Genomic DNA, 15597 nt, shown 5'->3' with positions numbered 1-15597 from the left:
CAACGTATGCGGGTCACTCAATGTGGCCCGCATAATGTTTGTTATCAGGGTTCAAAAGGCTGACGCTGGAACTGATCGTGGCCGCACTCCGGACAACGGGATAAGGTCTCAGGCGTATAGATTGCCCGGGTAAACTGGCACTTTTCACACACCAGATTGCCAAGACCGACCACTTCACCGCTCTGATAGACACCATGGTGATGCAGATCCTGAAAGACCTCACGCCACTCCAGCTGACTTTTATCCGTAATATCCGCCAGCTCTTTCCAGACGCTCTCGCGGATAATGCGCATAAACAGTGAGTCCGCCAGCGGTTCTTCAGCATCGCTGTAACTTCGGGCAAACTCGCCTAAATCACGGCGCACCGAACGCAGCGCCTGGTCAATCTCACTTTCTGACATATCATCGCGCACCAGCAACTGACTTCGCCGCCCGGCAATCAGCTCATCAAGGTTACGATCGCCCTGACGAAGACGTTCAGTCAATACGGCTAACGACTCGCGATACTCCTGAGCCACTTTATTCATTTTGTTCTCCTTTATGCAGACCCTCGCTGACTTAAGTTTAGTCGTAATGTTGCTTTTGCCGTGTCGTCTGTACAGTGAATTACAAAAGGGTGAAGAGGCTGACGCTTTCGGCAGAAATCGTGCCAGCAAAAGTGGGAAGTGTTGTTGATACGCGGCCTTATGGGTATGCTATGCGGATCTTAGAGCCAGAAAAATGTTTTTCATAAAGGACCACAGGCAGCCATGCAAGAGCAATACCGCCCGGAAGAAATTGAATCCCGTGTGCAGCAGCACTGGGATGAAAACGAAACGTTTAAAGTGACTGAGCAGGAAGGTAAAGAGAAATACTATTGCCTCTCCATGTTGCCCTATCCTTCTGGCCGCCTGCACATGGGTCACGTTCGTAACTACACCATCGGCGACGTAATCGCGCGCTATCAGCGTATGCTCGGCAAAAACGTACTACAGCCGATTGGCTGGGATGCTTTCGGCCTGCCTGCGGAAGGCGCTGCGGTTAAAAACAATACTGCACCTGCCCCGTGGACTTACGACAACATCGCCTACATGAAAAACCAGCTCAAACTGCTGGGCTTTGGCTATGACTGGAGTCGTGAACTGGCCACCTGCCAGCCTGAGTACTACCGCTGGGAACAGTGGTTCTTTACCAAACTGTATGAAAAAGGCCTGGTCTATAAAAAAACCTCCGCAGTGAACTGGTGCCCGAACGATCAGACGGTGCTGGCGAACGAGCAGGTGATCGATGGCTGTTGCTGGCGCTGCGACACCAAGGTTGAGCGTAAAGAGATCCCCCAGTGGTTTATCAAAATCACCGATTATGCGGAAGAGTTGCTGAACGATCTGGATACGCTGGAAGAGTGGCCTGAACAGGTCAAAACCATGCAGCGTAACTGGATTGGTCGTTCTGAAGGCGTCGAAATCACTTTCGACGTGGCAGAGAGCGAAGAGAAAGTTACTGTCTACACCACCCGCCCGGATACCTTTATCGGCGCAACCTATGTGGCTGTCGCAGCAGGCCATCCTCTGTCGACTCAGGCGTCGGTAAATAATCCGGCACTGGCCGATTTTATTGCTGAATGCCGTAATACCAAAGTGGCCGAAGCCGATATGGCGACCATGGAGAAGAAAGGCATGGCGACCGGCCTGTCTGTTATTCATCCGCTGACCGGTGAGCTGCTTCCGGTCTGGGTCGCCAACTTCGTCCTGATGGAATACGGCACCGGTGCCGTGATGGCGGTTCCGGCACACGACCAGCGTGACTGGGAGTTTGCCACTAAATACGATCTGTCGATCAAGCCGGTCATACTCAACCTGGATGGCTCCATTCCTGACGTCAGCGCTGCGGCGATGACGGATAAAGGCGCCCTGTTCAACTCGGGTGAGTTCAACGGCATGGATCACGCAACTGGCTTTAACGCTATCGCGGATTCACTCGCGGCAAAAGGCGTGGGCGTACGTAAAGTGAACTACCGTCTGCGCGACTGGGGTGTTTCCCGTCAGCGCTACTGGGGTGCACCTATCCCGATGGTGACGCTGGAAGATGGCACTGTGATGCCGACACCTGAAGACCAGCTGCCGGTTATCCTGCCGGAAGATGTGGTGATGGATGGCATTACCAGCCCGATCAAAGCGGATCCGGAGTGGGCGAAAACCACAGTAAACGGTCAGCCAGCGCTGCGTGAAACGGACACCTTTGACACCTTTATGGAGTCCTCCTGGTACTATGCGCGTTATACCTGCGCCAGCTACAAGGAAGGCATGCTGGACCCGGCCGCAGCAAACTACTGGCTGCCGGTCGATCAGTATGTGGGTGGTATCGAACACGCCATCATGCACCTGATGTATTTCCGCTTCTTCCACAAGCTGCTGCGTGACGCGGGCCTGGTGAACTCTAATGAGCCAGCAAAACGTCTGCTGTGCCAGGGCATGGTACTTGCTGATGCCTTCTACTACCTGGGCAACAACGGCGAACGTAACTGGGTTTCCCCGGTTGACGTTGAAGTTGAGCGTGACGAGAAAGGCCGCATTATTAAAGCGACCGACACGCAGGGCCGCGACGTGATCTACGCGGGCATGAGCAAAATGTCGAAGTCGAAAAACAACGGCATCGATCCACAGCTGATGGTTGAGCGTTACGGCGCCGATACCGTACGTCTGTTTATGATGTTTGCTTCGCCAGCAGATATGACGCTGGAGTGGCAGGAATCGGGCGTTGAAGGGGCTAACCGCTTCCTGAAACGTGTCTGGAAGCTGGTCTACGAGCACACCTCACAGGGTGCGACCGTGGCACTGGATGTGGACAGCCTGAATGACGAGCAGAAATCGCTGCGTCGTGACCTGCACAAAACCATCGCCAAAGTGGCGGATGATATCGGCCGTCGTCAGACCTTCAACACCGCTATTGCGGCAATCATGGAGCTGATGAACAAGCTGGCCCGCGCTCCGCAGGAGAGCGAGCAGGATCGCGCCCTGATGCAGGAAGCGCTGCTGGCTATCGTCCGTCTGCTCTATCCGTTTACCCCGCACGCCTGCTATGTTCTGTGGCAGACGCTGGGCGGCGAAGGCACCATTGATGAAGCGAGCTGGCCGGTTGCTGATGAAGCCGCTATGGTTGAAGATTCACTGCTGGTGGTGGTACAGGTTAACGGTAAAGTGCGCAGCAAAATCACCGTACCCGCCGATGCAACACAGGAACAGGTTCAGGCACGCGCTGCGCAGGAGCATCTGGTGGCGAAGTACCTGGACGGCGTGACTATCCGTAAAGTCATTTATGTACCGGGCAAACTGCTTAACCTGGTCGTAGGTTAAGTTCAGGAGGAACTGTGCGACATCCGATTATCAGGCTGTTTGTCATGCTGGCGGTGGTGATCACCGCTGGCTGTGGTTTTCATCCGCGCGGCACCACGCAGGTGCCCAGCGAACTGAAAACCCTGATTGTTTCAACCGGCGATCCTTATGGTCCGCTGGCACGTACTGTACGTCAGCAACTGCGCATCAACGATGTCACCATTGTTGAAGACAGCAAGCAGACCCGTACCGATATTCCGACACTGCGTCTGGGTCCTGAAATGTCAGGGCGTAACACAGCCTCGGTCTTTATCAGCGGCACCACTGCCGAGTATCAGCTGGTGATGACCCTCACTGCGCAGGTGCTGTTGCCGGGCAAAGGTATCTATCCCATCAGCACCACGGTTTATCGTTCGTTCTTCGATAACCCGAATGCGGCGCTGGCAAAAGATGCCGAGCAGGACCTGATTACGCAGGAGATGCGTCAGCGTGCAGCTGAACAGCTGGTTCGTAAGCTGCTGTCGGTGCATGCCGCGCAGATGAACAGCAAAGATACTCTGCCAGCGTCAGTGATTTCGGTGCCGGGTCAGGGTTCACAGGAAGCGCCCTCTTCCTCTGCTACCAGCCTGCAATGATCAGGATTTATCCTGAGCAACTCAGCGCGCAGCTCCGTGAGGGGCTGCGCGCCTGTTATTTGTTAGCCGGTAACGAACCGCTGCTGTTGCAGGAAAGCGCGGATGCCATCCGTGCCGCCGCAACCACACAGGGATTCGACGAACATTTTAGTTTTACGCTGGATGCCCAGACCGACTGGGAGAGCCTGTTCGTCAGCTGCCAGTCACTGAGTCTGTTTGCACAGCGTCAGACGATGACACTGCAATTCCCCGAGAATGGCCCCAACGCCGCCATGGCCGAGCAGCTGGTTAAGCTCTCTCAGCTGCTGCACGCCGATATTCTGCTGATCTGCCGGATGCCAAAGCTGACCAAAGCGCAGGAAAACAGCGCCTGGTTTAAGGCACTGGCTGCCTCTGCGGTTGTCGTGCCCTGCCAGACGCCAGAGCAGGCACAATTGCCACGCTGGGTGGTAAATAGCGCGAAAGCGCTGAAATTATCCGTGGATGACGCGGCAGTACAGCTGCTGTGTTACTGCTATGAGGGTAATCTGCTGGCGCTGGCGCAGGCGCTGGAGCGGCTCTCACTCCAGTGGCCGGACGGCAAGCTGACACTGCCACGGGTCGAAGAAGCAGTCAGTGATGCCGCGCACTTCACGCCCTTCCACTGGGTGGATGCCCTGCTGGCAGGTAAAAGTCGTCGCGCGCTGCATATCCTGCATCAGCTGGAGAAAGAAGAGAGCGAAGTCGTGATTCTGCTGCGTACGCTGCAGCGCGATTTGCTGACGCTGTTGCATCTGCAACGCCATCAGGCCCGGCAACCACTGCGCACGCTGATGGATCAGCAGCGTATCTGGCAAAACCGCCGCGCGCTGTTCACCGACGCACTCCAGCGACTGGATGCCACCCGTCTGCAACGCGCCATCCATCTGCTGAGTCAGATTGAGATCACCCTGAAGCAGGATTATGGTCAGTCAGTGTGGCCGCAGTTGCAAACCCTGACGCTGCTGCTCAGCAGTCGCGCTTTTCCGACGAGCTTTGCCCATGTCTGAGTTACACGCACTGTTTGGTGGCACCTTCGATCCGATCCATTTTGGCCATCTGCGCCCGGTGGAAGCGCTGGCTCAGCAGACCGGCTTACAGCGTGTGACGCTGCTGCCCAATAATGTGCCCCCGCATCGTCCACAACCGGAAGCCAGCGCGTCTCAGCGGGTTGCTATGCTGCGCTGCGCTATCCGTGGCTTACCGCTGTTTGAAATTGATACCCGGGAGCTGGAACGTGACACACCCTCCTGGACCGTGACCACCCTGGAAGCCTGGCGCGCAGAACGCAGTGCAGAGCAGCCGCTGGCCTTTATCATTGGTCAGGATTCCCTGCTGAGCCTGTCCAAATGGCATCGCTGGCAGGATCTGCTGTCACTCTGCCATCTGCTGGTCTGCCAGCGTCCCGGCTATCCGACCCGGTTCGACTCTCCAGAGATGCAGGCGTGGCTTGAGCAACACGTCGCTCAGGATATCCGGCAGCTGCATCAGCAGCCCGCGGGGCATATCTGGCTGGCGGAAACCCCACTCTATGATATTTCGGCGACCGAAATTCGCCGCCGTCGCCATCAAAATCAGCCCTGCGATGACCTGTTACCCGCTGCGGTTATCGACTATATCGACCGCGAAGGCTTATATCGCGACTGATCCGGGCATGCTATACTGCGCCGCTTAATTTTTTGGCTGCACTCTCCGGGCTTACAGCCGGCTCGTTACTACCAGATTCCAAGGGGAACCTTTTGCAAGGTAAAGCACTCCAAGAGTTCGTTATTGATAAGATTGATGATCTTAAAGGCCAGGACATTGTTACCATCGACGTTCAGGGCAAATCCAGCATCACCGATTACATGATCATCTGCACCGGTACCTCCACGCGTCATGTGACTTCGATCGCAGAACACGTTGAGCAGGAATCCCGTTTAGCTGGCCTGATGCCATTAGGCATTGAAGGTAAAAGCGCGGCAGACTGGGTCGTGGTTGATCTGGGCGATGTCATCGTGCATGTGATGCAGGAAGAGAGTCGCCAGCTGTATGAGCTGGAAAAACTCTGGAGCTAATCGGTGAAACTGCAACTCGTTGCCGTCGGCACCAAAATGCCTGACTGGGTGCAGACCGGTTTTATGGAATACCTGCGCCGCTTCCCGAAAGATATGCCGTTTGAGCTGATCGAAGTTACCGCAGGTAAGCGCAGTAAAAATGCTGATATCAAACGCATTCTTGAAAAAGAGGGTGAAGCGATGCTGGCGGCGGTCGGCAAAGGTAATCGCATCGTCACGCTGGATATTCCGGGCCAACCGTGGGAAACCCCGCAGCTGGCACAGCAGCTTGAACGCTGGAAGCTTGATGGTCGCGATGTCAGCCTGCTGATTGGCGGGCCCGAAGGCCTGGCCCCCGCCTGTAAAGCGGCGGCAGAACAGAGCTGGTCACTGTCAGCATTGACGTTGCCCCATCCGCTGGTGCGCGTGCTGGTAGCCGAAAGTCTGTATCGTGCCTGGAGTATAACGACAAATCATCCTTATCATCGTGAATGACCGATCAGCCCACATCAGACATGACAAGTAGCGGATGAAATTACAAAGCAACGCCTTTCGCGATTACAGCGCCGAACAGAAACTCTTTGTCCGTCGGGCGTTTATCGCCTTCGTCGGTATCTTACTGCTCTCGTCAATTCTGGTGGTTAACCTCTACCACCTGCAGATTCTTCGCTTTGATGATTACAGCACCCGCTCTAACCAGAACCGCATCAAACTGGTGCCTGTCGCGCCCAGTCGCGGCATAATTTACGATCGTACCGGCACCCCGCTGGCACTGAACCGCACCATCTATCAGGCTGAACTTGTCCCGGAAAAAGTCGATAACCTGCAACAGACGCTGGAAAACTTACGTCCGGTTCTTGAGCTGACGGATGAAGACCTCGAGAATTTCCAGAAAGAGCGTAAACGCTCACGTCGTTTCACCTCTATCCCGGTTAAAACCGGTCTGAATGAAGTGCAGGTGGCGCGCTTTGCGGTTAATCAGTACCGTTTCCCCGGCGTGGAAGTGAAAGGTTATCAGCGCCGCTACTATCCTTACGGTGCCACGCTGACGCATGTCGTCGGCTACGTGTCAAAAATCAACGACCGTGACGTTGCCCGCCTCGATAAAGAGGGCATATGGCCGAACTATGCCGCAACACACGATATCGGTAAGCTGGGGATTGAAGCGTATTACGAGAGTTTGCTGCACGGCAAAACCGGCTTTGAAGAGGTAGAGGTTAACAATCGTGGCCGCGTTATTCGCCAGTTGCATGAGGAGTCACCTCAGGCTGGACGTGATATCTATCTGACGATCGATCTCAAACTGCAGCAATATGTCGAGACTCTGCTGGCGGGAAGTCGCGCAGCAGTGGTGGTCAGCGACCCGCGCACCGGCGAAATTCTCGCCATGGTCTCTACGCCGAGCTACGATGCCAACTTATTTGTCGACGGTATTTCCAGTAAGGATTACCGTGGACTGCTGGAAGATGAAAACCGCCCGCTCTACAACCGCGCCATTCAGGCGGCTTACCCACCGGCTTCCACAGTCAAACCTTATGTCGCGGTTTCTGCCATGAGTGCGGGCGTGATCAACCGTAACACCAGTCTGTTTGATCCCGGCTGGTGGCAGCTTCCGGGTTCAGAAAAGCGTTTTCGTGACTGGAAAAAGTGGGGCCACGGCCGTCTGAACGTCACCAAAGCACTGGAAGAGTCTGCTGATACCTTCTTCTATCAGGTCGCCTACGACATGGGTATTGACCGCCTGTCGGAGTGGATGAACAAATTTGGTTATGGCAGCCGTACCGGCATCGATTTGCCGCAGGAGAGCGCCGGTAATATGCCTACCCGCGACTGGAAAATGAAACGGTTTAAAAAGCCGTGGTATCAGGGTGATACCATTCCGGTGGGGATCGGTCAGGGTTACTGGACGGCAACCCCGCTGCAGATGAACAAAGCGATGATGATTTTAATCAATGACGGTGTCGTCAAGGTGCCGCATATGCTGCGTGCTACCCGCGAAGGTCGTACCCTGGTGCCCTATCGTCAGCCGCCTGAGGCCCCTATTGGTGATATCCATTCCGGCTTCTGGGAAATCGCCAAAGATGGCATGTACGGCGTGGCGAATCGCCCTAATGGTACCGCGCACAAGAGTTTTGCTGATGCGCCCTATAAAATCGCCGCCAAGTCCGGTACAGCACAGGTCTTCGGCCTGAAAGAGAACGAAACGTATAACGCCCATAAAATTGCTGAACGATTACGCGACCATAAATTAATGACCGCGTTTGCCCCTTATGACAAACCTCGGGTCGCTGTGACCATTATCCTGGAAAACGGTGGCGCCGGTCCGGCTGTCGGCACCGTCATGCGCCAGATTCTGGATCACATTATGTTGGGTGATAACAATACAGTTCTGCCGGACGCCGCCCCTGTGCCGCCCGGTTATGAAGGTGAATAAACATGTCGATGCAAGATAGTCCGCAGAAACGATCGATCTGGATGCGCATCCACATCGATCCGATGTTTATGCTGATCATTCTCGCGCTGCTGACCTACAGCGCCGTGGTGATCTGGAGTGCCAGCGGACAGGATCCTGGCATGATGGAGCGTAAACTCGGGCAGATCGCGATGGGTCTGGTGATCATGATTGTGCTGGCGCAGGTGCCGCCGCGCGTTTATGAAGGCTGGGCGCCCTATCTCTATATTGTCTGCGTCATCCTGCTGGTGGCAGTGGATGCTTTTGGACAGATCAGTAAAGGGGCCCAGCGCTGGCTCGATCTCGGCTTTGTGCGTTTCCAGCCTTCGGAGATTGCCAAGATCGCGGTGCCGCTGATGGTGGCGCGCTTTATCAACCGCGATGTCTGTCCGCCGACGCTGAAAAATACCGGTATCGCGCTGATTCTGATCTTCCTGCCTACTCTGCTGGTGGCCGCACAGCCCGATCTCGGCACCTCGATTCTGATTGCCGCCTCGGGCCTGTTTGTGCTTTTCCTCTCAGGAATGAGCTGGAAACTGATTAGCGTGGCGGTACTGCTGGTCGCCGCCTTTATCCCGATTCTGTGGTTCTTCCTGATGCACGACTATCAGCGCGACCGCGTCATGATGCTGCTCGATCCGGAAACGGACCCGCTGGGTGCCGGTTATCACATCATCCAGTCGAAAATCGCGATTGGCTCGGGCGGACTGCGCGGAAAAGGCTGGCTGCAGGGCACCCAGTCTCAGCTGGAGTTTTTGCCGGAACGTCATACTGACTTTATCTTCGCCGTTCTGGCCGAAGAGTTAGGGCTGGTCGGCGTACTGCTGCTGCTGGCCCTCTATCTGCTGCTGATCATGCGGGGACTGGTGGTAGCAGCCCGGGCGCAGACCACCTTTGGCCGTGTTATGGCGGGCGGTTTAATGCTGATTTTATTCGTTTATGTTTTCGTTAATATTGGCATGGTTAGTGGTATCTTACCGGTAGTTGGCGTGCCGCTGCCGCTGGTCAGTTATGGCGGCTCCGCGCTTATCGTGCTTATGGCGGGATTTGGCATTGTGATGTCGATCCACACTCACCGAAAAATGTTATCTAAAAGTGTCTAAGAGGCTGCAGATGCGTAAGGAATGGCTTGGCGTTGCACTGGCATCACTGGTTCTGGCGGCCTGTACCACGCCCGAACCCCAAAATACGGCGCCGCCGCAACCGGCTTACAACGGACCGGTGGTAGAGATTCCAGGCGTTGAGCCACGTTATGAGCCAATCAATCCGGGCACCAGCCAGGATTACAGCGTTAACGGCAAAAATTATCGCATTATCAAAGATCCGTCGAACTACAGCGAAGTCGGTCTGGCAACCTGGTACGGTGAAGAGGCACAGGGCAACCGCACCGCCACCGGTGAAGCTTACGATCCCGATGCGCTGACTGCGGCTCACCCTACTCTGCCGCTGCCGAGCTATGTGCGCGTGACCAATATCGCGAATGGCCGTCAGATTGTGGTGCGCGTTAACGATCGCGGTCCCTACACGCCGGGACGCATTATCGACCTGTCGCGGGCTGCCGGTGATCGCCTGAATATCTCTAACAATTCGCGGGTACGCGTCGACTACATCAAGGTCGCACCCGACGGCACGCTCTCAGGTCCCGGCACCATCGGAACCGTGGTAGCCAAACAGAGCTACTCTCTGCCTGCCCGCCCGGATCTGAGTGGCGGCGCGGTGATGAACGGCGGCAGCGCAGCCCCTTCTGAACCGCCTGCACAGAATGTTGAAGCCATCAGCAACAGCACGCTGCAGAGCAGTGACAACATGGGCGCGCCAGTCCAGAGCAGCGGCTTTCTTGGCGCACCCCAGCCATTAGCGAACGGTGTACTGGAAGGTAACGAGCCGCCAGCCGCCGCACCTGCCAGTTCCGCACCCGCAGCAGCCAGTGCCTCGCCTGCAGCCAGCAGTGGTTCCGCCGATGGCTATGTGGTGCAGGTTGGTGCGCTGAACGATCCGGCGCGTGCGCAGCAGATGATGAAAAGCCTGAGCCAGCGTTATGGTGTGCCCGGCAAGGTTGAAAACGCGGGCAACAATGTCTATCGCGTACAGCTTGGTGGTTATACCTCCCGCGCCGAAGCGGCTGCGCTGCAACAGCGCCTGAGCAGTGAAGGCCAGGCCGCGTCATTTATTACGAACACACGTCGCTGAACCGTGGTTCAGAGCACTGCAGGTTACGTCTGCTAACAACCCAATCATCATGCCCGGTGCCAGAAAATCTGGCATTGGTTATGATGAGTGACATTTTTAACCTCAAACTCACGGATGTTGTAGTCCTACACATGAACACGCTGAAATCATCTCGTTTACTGAAACGCCTGACAGTGGGATCACTGATCGCTATCTCTCTCAGCCATGCTGCTATTGCTGATGACGTCAATCTCAAGACCATGATTCCGGGCGTGCCGGACATTGATGCCGAAGCGTATGTCCTCATCGACTACAACTCAGGCAAAGTGCTGGCAGAGAAAAACGCCGATGCACGCCGCGATCCTGCCAGTCTGACCAAGATGATGACCAGCTATGTCATTGGTCAGGCCGTGAAAGCGGGCAAAATTCATCAGGATGATCTGGTGACCGTCGGCCCGGATGCCTGGGCGACCGGCAACCCGGTGTTTAAAGGTTCTTCGCTGATGTTCCTGAAACCAGGCGATCGCGTGCCGGTTTCACAGCTGACCCGTGGCATTGTCCTGCAGTCCGGTAACGACGCCTGCGTTGCGATGGCTGACTATGTCGCTGGCAGTCAGGATGCCTTTGTTAACCTGATGAACAACTACGTCAAAGCGCTTGGCCTGCAGAATACCCACTTCGGGACCGTTCATGGCCTGGACGCGGAAGGTCAGTACAGCTCCGCGCGCGACATGGCGTTGATCGGCCAGGCGCTGATCCGCGACGTACCGGAAGAGTATGCTGTTTATAAAGAGAAAGAGTTCACCTTCAATAATATCCGTCAGATGAACCGTAATGGTCTGCTGTGGGATACCAACCTGAACGTGGATGGGATCAAAACCGGTCATACTAACTCAGCCGGTTACAACCTGGTGGCGTCAGCGACCGAAGGCCAGATGCGCCTGATCTCCGCTGTGATGGGCGGTCATACCTATAAAGGCCGTGAAACTGAGAGCAAGAAACTGCTCACCTGGGGCTTCCGTTTCTTTGAAACTGTTGCGCCACTGAAAGCAGGCAAAGAGTTCGCTTCTGAGCCAGTCTGGTTCGGTGATAATGACCGTGTACAACTGGGCGTGGAAAAAGATGCTTACCTGACCATTCCACGTGGCCGTATGAAAGATCTGAAAGCCAGCTATGTGCTGACCAATACAGAACTGCACGCGCCACTGAAGAAAAACCAGGTTGTGGGCAGCATCAACTTCCAGCTGGATGGCAAAACTATCGAACAGCGTCCGCTGGTGGTGCTGAACGAAGTTTCTGAGGGTGGTTTCTTTGGCCGTATCGTTGATTACATCAAACTGATGTTCCATCACTGGTTCGGTTAAGCGTAAGGGGTGATTGAAAAATCACCCTTCTGCCCCCATTACAGGATATTATGATGCTCCCGCTCAGGCGGGAGCCTGTTTTTTATGCACCGGAGTTAATATGAAAACCAAACTGAATGAGCTGCTCGAATTTCCTACCCCGTTTACCTACAAAGTAATGGGTCTGGCGCAACCGGAGCTGGTTGATCAAGTGGTTGAAGTGGTGCAACGTCATGCGCCCGGCGACTACAGCCCTGAAGTTAAGCCGAGCAGCAAAGGCAACTATCACTCCGTAAACATCACTATCACCGCCACCCACATCGAGCAGGTTGAACGCCTGTACGAAGAGCTGGGCAACATCGAAATCGTGCGGATGGTCCTGTAATTTACGGGTCGGCAAGGCGCCTCTGCCTGACGGTTTGCCGACGCTATTCTTAACGTTATTTCCTTTAGCGGGCTATCGTTTTGTCAGTTGAAACCCTCTTTGTCCGTCAGTCCGGTCTGTGCGACTGGCAATCTGTCTCCGACGCCATGCATCACTTCACCGACCAGCGCGATGACCAGAGTCGTGACGAAATCTGGCTGGTCGAGCATCCTCCGGTCTTTACGCAGGGTCAGGCGGGAAAAGCGGAGCATCTGCTGATGCCAGGCGATATTCCGGTGGTGCAGAGCGATCGTGGCGGTCAGGTGACCTATCACGGGCCGGGACAGCAGGTGATGTACGTCCTGATCAATGTGAAACGCCGTAAACTCGGCGTGCGCCAGCTGGTGACCATTCTGGAAGAGACGGTAATCGCGACGCTGGCAGAGTTCGGCGTCAGCGCCCGCGCCCGCGCGGATGCCCCTGGCGTTTATGTCGGGGAAGAGAAAATCTGTTCACTGGGATTACGCATCCGCAAAGGCTGTTCATTTCACGGCCTGGCGCTGAATGTGGCCATGGATTTATCTCCTTTCCTGCGCATCAATCCCTGTGGTTACGCCGGGATGAGCATGACCCAGTTGAAAAATTTTGAGCCAGAGGTGACAACGGAGCAGGTACGTTCTCCGCTGGTCAGCGCCTTTGCGCGGCTGTCAGGTTATGAAAATGTTGAATGGATATCAGGCGATCTCCCTGTTAAGCCTTAACGCAGAATGCGAATTTACAAATATGTAACGTATCCGTGCTGACTGTGGCTGCTTCGCAGGCGATGTGATGATATAATTTTTGCACTTTTTTCAAATAAAGTTGAAAGCCCCCTTCCCGGTTTGAGTGGGAACGCTTTCAAATCGCAATCCGACCGGAACCTGCTGATTTATGAGTAAACCAATTCAGATGGAACGCGGCGTCAAATATCGTGACGCAGACAAAATGGCGCTGATCCCGGTGAAAACCGTGGCTGTTGAACGGCAGGAGATGTTGCGTAAGCCGGAATGGATGAAAATCAAGCTGCCAGCTGACTCCAGTCGTATTCAGGGCATTAAAGCCGCGATGCGTAAAAACGGGCTGCACTCAGTCTGCGAAGAGGCCTCCTGCCCTAACCTTGCTGAATGCTTCAACCACGGTACTGCCACCTTTATGATTCTAGGTGCTATCTGTACCCGTCGTTGTCCGTTCTGCGATGTGGCACATGGCCGTCCTAATGCGCCTGATGCTAACGAACCGGCAAAACTGGCGCAGACGATTGCCGATATGGGCCTGCGCTACGTCGTGATCACCTCTGTTGACCGCGATGATTTACGTGATGGCGGTGCACAACATTTTGCAGACTGTATCCGCGCGATTCGCGAAAAAAATCCCACGATTAAAATTGAAACACTGGTTCCGGACTTCCGTGGCCGCATGGACCGTGCGCTGGAAATTCTCACCGCAACGCCACCGGATGTGTTTAACCACAATCTGGAAAACGTACCACGCGTCTACCGCCAGGTGCGGCCGGGCGCTAACTACGAATGGTCACTGAAATTGCTGGAGCGGTTCAAAGAAGCGCATCCGGATATCCCGACCAAATCGGGTCTGATGGTTGGGCTGGGTGAGACCAACGCCGAAATCGTGGAAGTGATGCGCGATCTGCGTCGCCACGGTGTCACCATGCTGACTCTGGGCCAGTATCTGCAGCCGAGCCGTCACCACCTGCCGGTTCAGCGCTACGTCAGCCCGGCTGAATTTGATGAGATGAAAGAAGAAGCGATGGCGATGGGCTTCACCCATGCCGCATGCGGTCCGTTTGTCCGCTCTTCCTATCATGCGGATATGCAGGCCAAAGGCGAAGAAGTGAAATAAGCCGGCCTCCGCTATCAGAAGCCTGAAAAACAAAAAACCAGACTGGAAACAGCCTGGTTTTTTTATGCGTGCCTGACGTTGCCTGAAATAAAAAGTAACAGTTATTTTCAGCAAATAACCGATTAATCTTTATGAACGACGCGTTCTGCCGGTACGTCTTCAGCGGTTGTTCGGGTTGCGCTGGTATCTTCGTCTTTCATGGCTTTTTTGAAGCCCTTAATCGCGGAGCCCAGATCGCCGCCCAGTGAGCGCAACTTGTTGGTACCAAAAAGCAGTACGATAAGCGCACCGATAATCAGCAGCTTGGCAATACTGATACCTTCCATATTTAACCTTTCAACTTATTCAAATCACGGTGACTGTTATTTACGCGCAGTTTGCCTGCGGCGACAACTGGAATCTGTAACAGAGTGAGATCTCAGAGAGGCCGATTAAGTATGCACAAGTGCCAGCACTCAGCGTTTTGCTCGCTTTGTCGTCATGGATTTTTATCCTTAGATCACTTGAGTTCAGGACGCGCAAAGCGCCGGTTCTCCAGTACCGGCAGCATCTGTCGGGCATAGACGACGCGTTCCGGGTCGAGTTCAGCAAACAGTAGTGTCGGGGACTCCGCGGCATTCGCCACCGCTACCCCCAGCGGGTCGACCACCAGACTGTTGCCAATATTGCGTGGGCCACACTCGCCCACCGCCACCATATAGCAGGTGTTCTCCAGCGCGCGGGCACGGGTCAGTAAATCCCAGTGCATCTCTTTCAGCGGGCCTTTCACCCATGCGGCAGGCAACACAAGCACTTCTGCACCGTCCAGCGCCAGTCGTCGTGCCAGTTCCGGGAAACGCACATCATAGCAGGTCATTAATCCGACTTTCATACCCGCAACCTCAATCAGCGGTGGAATGACATGGCCTGGATTGACCCGTTGCGATTCCTGCACGGCAAATGCATCGTACAGATGCAGCTTTTCATAGGTGGCAATAATTTCGCCGTTGCGGATAGCCACCAGTACATTGAGCGCTTTATGCTGGTCACTGGGGACATGGACGCTCATTATAGTGGTCAGCGCATTATGCTCACTGGCAGCCAGCAACTGTGTGATAAAAGGGCCATCCAGCGGCTGTGCGGCTTTCACCACTAAATCGGGATCGGTATTATCGCGCGCCAGAACAGCTTCTGGCAGGACCAGCAGATCCGCTTCTCCCTCTGCTGCCCGCTTCATCAGAGCCAGACAGCTATCAGCGTTCTCCTGCCATTCACGGCTGACCGCAAATTGTCCCAGTGCAACTTTCATCATCTCTTTCCTCCCCCAGCGACCAGAAGTGTCACTTCCCGCGTCACTCATCAGTGATTAAGCCCTTGCAGAGAATGCTCGCATC

General features: G+C 55.0%; 16 protein-coding genes. 13 read left to right on the top strand and 3 right to left on the bottom strand.

From position 1 onward, the window contains the following. Nucleotides 1–44: 44 nt before the first annotated feature. On the bottom strand, nucleotides 45–527 hold the full coding sequence (locus LQK91_RS08115; RefSeq protein WP_003854013.1) for a zinc ribbon-containing protein: 483 nt from the start codon (nucleotides 525–527) through the stop codon (nucleotides 45–47). A gap of 222 nt (nucleotides 528–749) precedes the next feature. Between LQK91_RS08115 and leuS the strand changes: the two genes are divergently transcribed. The 13 genes from leuS to lipA all read left to right on the top strand — a co-directional run bounded on the left by leuS (nucleotide 750) and on the right by lipA (nucleotide 14224). Then, entirely contained in the window at nucleotides 750–3332 is a 2583-nt protein-coding gene (leuS, locus tag LQK91_RS08110) for a leucine--tRNA ligase (RefSeq protein ID WP_105099416.1), read from the top strand. Between the two features lie 14 nt (nucleotides 3333–3346). Continuing rightward, nucleotides 3347–3946, top strand: coding sequence for an LPS assembly lipoprotein LptE (gene lptE, locus LQK91_RS08105; RefSeq protein WP_003854016.1), 600 nt, complete (start codon nucleotides 3347–3349; stop codon nucleotides 3944–3946). Then, entirely contained in the window at nucleotides 3943–4974 is a 1032-nt protein-coding gene (holA, locus tag LQK91_RS08100; RefSeq protein ID WP_105099417.1) for a DNA polymerase III subunit delta, read from the top strand. Before lptE ends, holA begins: the two co-directional genes overlap by 4 nt. Next, nucleotides 4967–5611, top strand: coding sequence for a nicotinate-nucleotide adenylyltransferase (gene nadD / locus LQK91_RS08095; RefSeq protein ID WP_003854019.1), 645 nt, complete (start codon nucleotides 4967–4969; stop codon nucleotides 5609–5611). The genes holA and nadD overlap by 8 nt, the downstream gene beginning before the upstream one ends. 92 nt (nucleotides 5612–5703) lie before the next feature. Beyond that, entirely contained in the window at nucleotides 5704–6021 is a 318-nt protein-coding gene (gene rsfS, locus LQK91_RS08090; protein ID WP_003854023.1) for a ribosome silencing factor, read from the top strand. 3 nt (nucleotides 6022–6024) lie between these two features. Then, entirely contained in the window at nucleotides 6025–6495 is a 471-nt protein-coding gene (gene rlmH / locus LQK91_RS08085; RefSeq protein WP_003854025.1) for a 23S rRNA (pseudouridine(1915)-N(3))-methyltransferase RlmH, read from the top strand. A 34-nt stretch (nucleotides 6496–6529) separates the two neighbouring features. Continuing rightward, on the top strand, nucleotides 6530–8434 hold the full coding sequence (gene mrdA, locus LQK91_RS08080) for a peptidoglycan DD-transpeptidase MrdA (protein WP_003854026.1): 1905 nt from the start codon (nucleotides 6530–6532) through the stop codon (nucleotides 8432–8434). An 8-nt stretch (nucleotides 8435–8442) separates the two neighbouring features. After that, complete coding sequence (gene mrdB / locus LQK91_RS08075) at nucleotides 8443–9555, top strand: peptidoglycan glycosyltransferase MrdB (RefSeq protein WP_033743010.1); 1113 nt, start codon at nucleotides 8443–8445, stop codon at nucleotides 9553–9555. A gap of 10 nt (nucleotides 9556–9565) precedes the next feature. Further along, on the top strand, nucleotides 9566–10642 hold the full coding sequence (gene rlpA / locus LQK91_RS08070; protein ID WP_105099418.1) for an endolytic peptidoglycan transglycosylase RlpA: 1077 nt from the start codon (nucleotides 9566–9568) through the stop codon (nucleotides 10640–10642). A 131-nt stretch (nucleotides 10643–10773) separates the two neighbouring features. Further along, complete coding sequence (dacA, locus tag LQK91_RS08065; protein WP_003854029.1) at nucleotides 10774–11985, top strand: D-alanyl-D-alanine carboxypeptidase DacA; 1212 nt, start codon at nucleotides 10774–10776, stop codon at nucleotides 11983–11985. Nucleotides 11986–12085: 100 nt separating this feature from the next. Next, nucleotides 12086–12349, top strand: coding sequence for a DUF493 family protein YbeD (gene ybeD, locus LQK91_RS08060; RefSeq protein WP_003854030.1), 264 nt, complete (start codon nucleotides 12086–12088; stop codon nucleotides 12347–12349). Nucleotides 12350–12429: 80 nt separating this feature from the next. Beyond that, entirely contained in the window at nucleotides 12430–13089 is a 660-nt protein-coding gene (gene lipB, locus LQK91_RS08055) for a lipoyl(octanoyl) transferase LipB (RefSeq protein ID WP_105099419.1), read from the top strand. Between the two features lie 169 nt (nucleotides 13090–13258). Next, nucleotides 13259–14224: a lipoyl synthase gene (lipA, locus tag LQK91_RS08050; RefSeq protein ID WP_003854032.1), complete on the top strand. Its 966-nt coding sequence runs from the start codon at nucleotides 13259–13261 to the stop codon at nucleotides 14222–14224. A 122-nt stretch (nucleotides 14225–14346) separates the two neighbouring features. Here the strand turns inward: lipA and tatE are convergent, their stop codons facing one another. Beyond that, the gene (gene tatE, locus LQK91_RS08045) at nucleotides 14347–14550 is read right to left on the bottom strand and encodes a twin-arginine translocase subunit TatE (RefSeq protein ID WP_003854033.1); all 204 of its coding nucleotides are present in this window, start codon (nucleotides 14548–14550) and stop codon (nucleotides 14347–14349) included. 173 nt (nucleotides 14551–14723) lie between these two features. After that, a complete protein-coding gene (locus tag LQK91_RS08040; protein WP_033742974.1) occupies nucleotides 14724–15512 on the bottom strand; it encodes a deaminated glutathione amidase in 789 nt (262 codons plus the stop codon). Nucleotides 15513–15597: the final 85 nt, after the last annotated feature.

The organism is Pantoea sp. MHSD4, from assembly GCF_021043305.1.
In the GTDB taxonomy this organism is placed as follows: Bacteria; Pseudomonadota; Gammaproteobacteria; order Enterobacterales; family Enterobacteriaceae; genus Pantoea; species Pantoea eucalypti.
The sequence above is the reverse complement of the archived record's forward strand: the minus strand, read 5'-3'. Positions and strand labels throughout refer to the sequence as shown.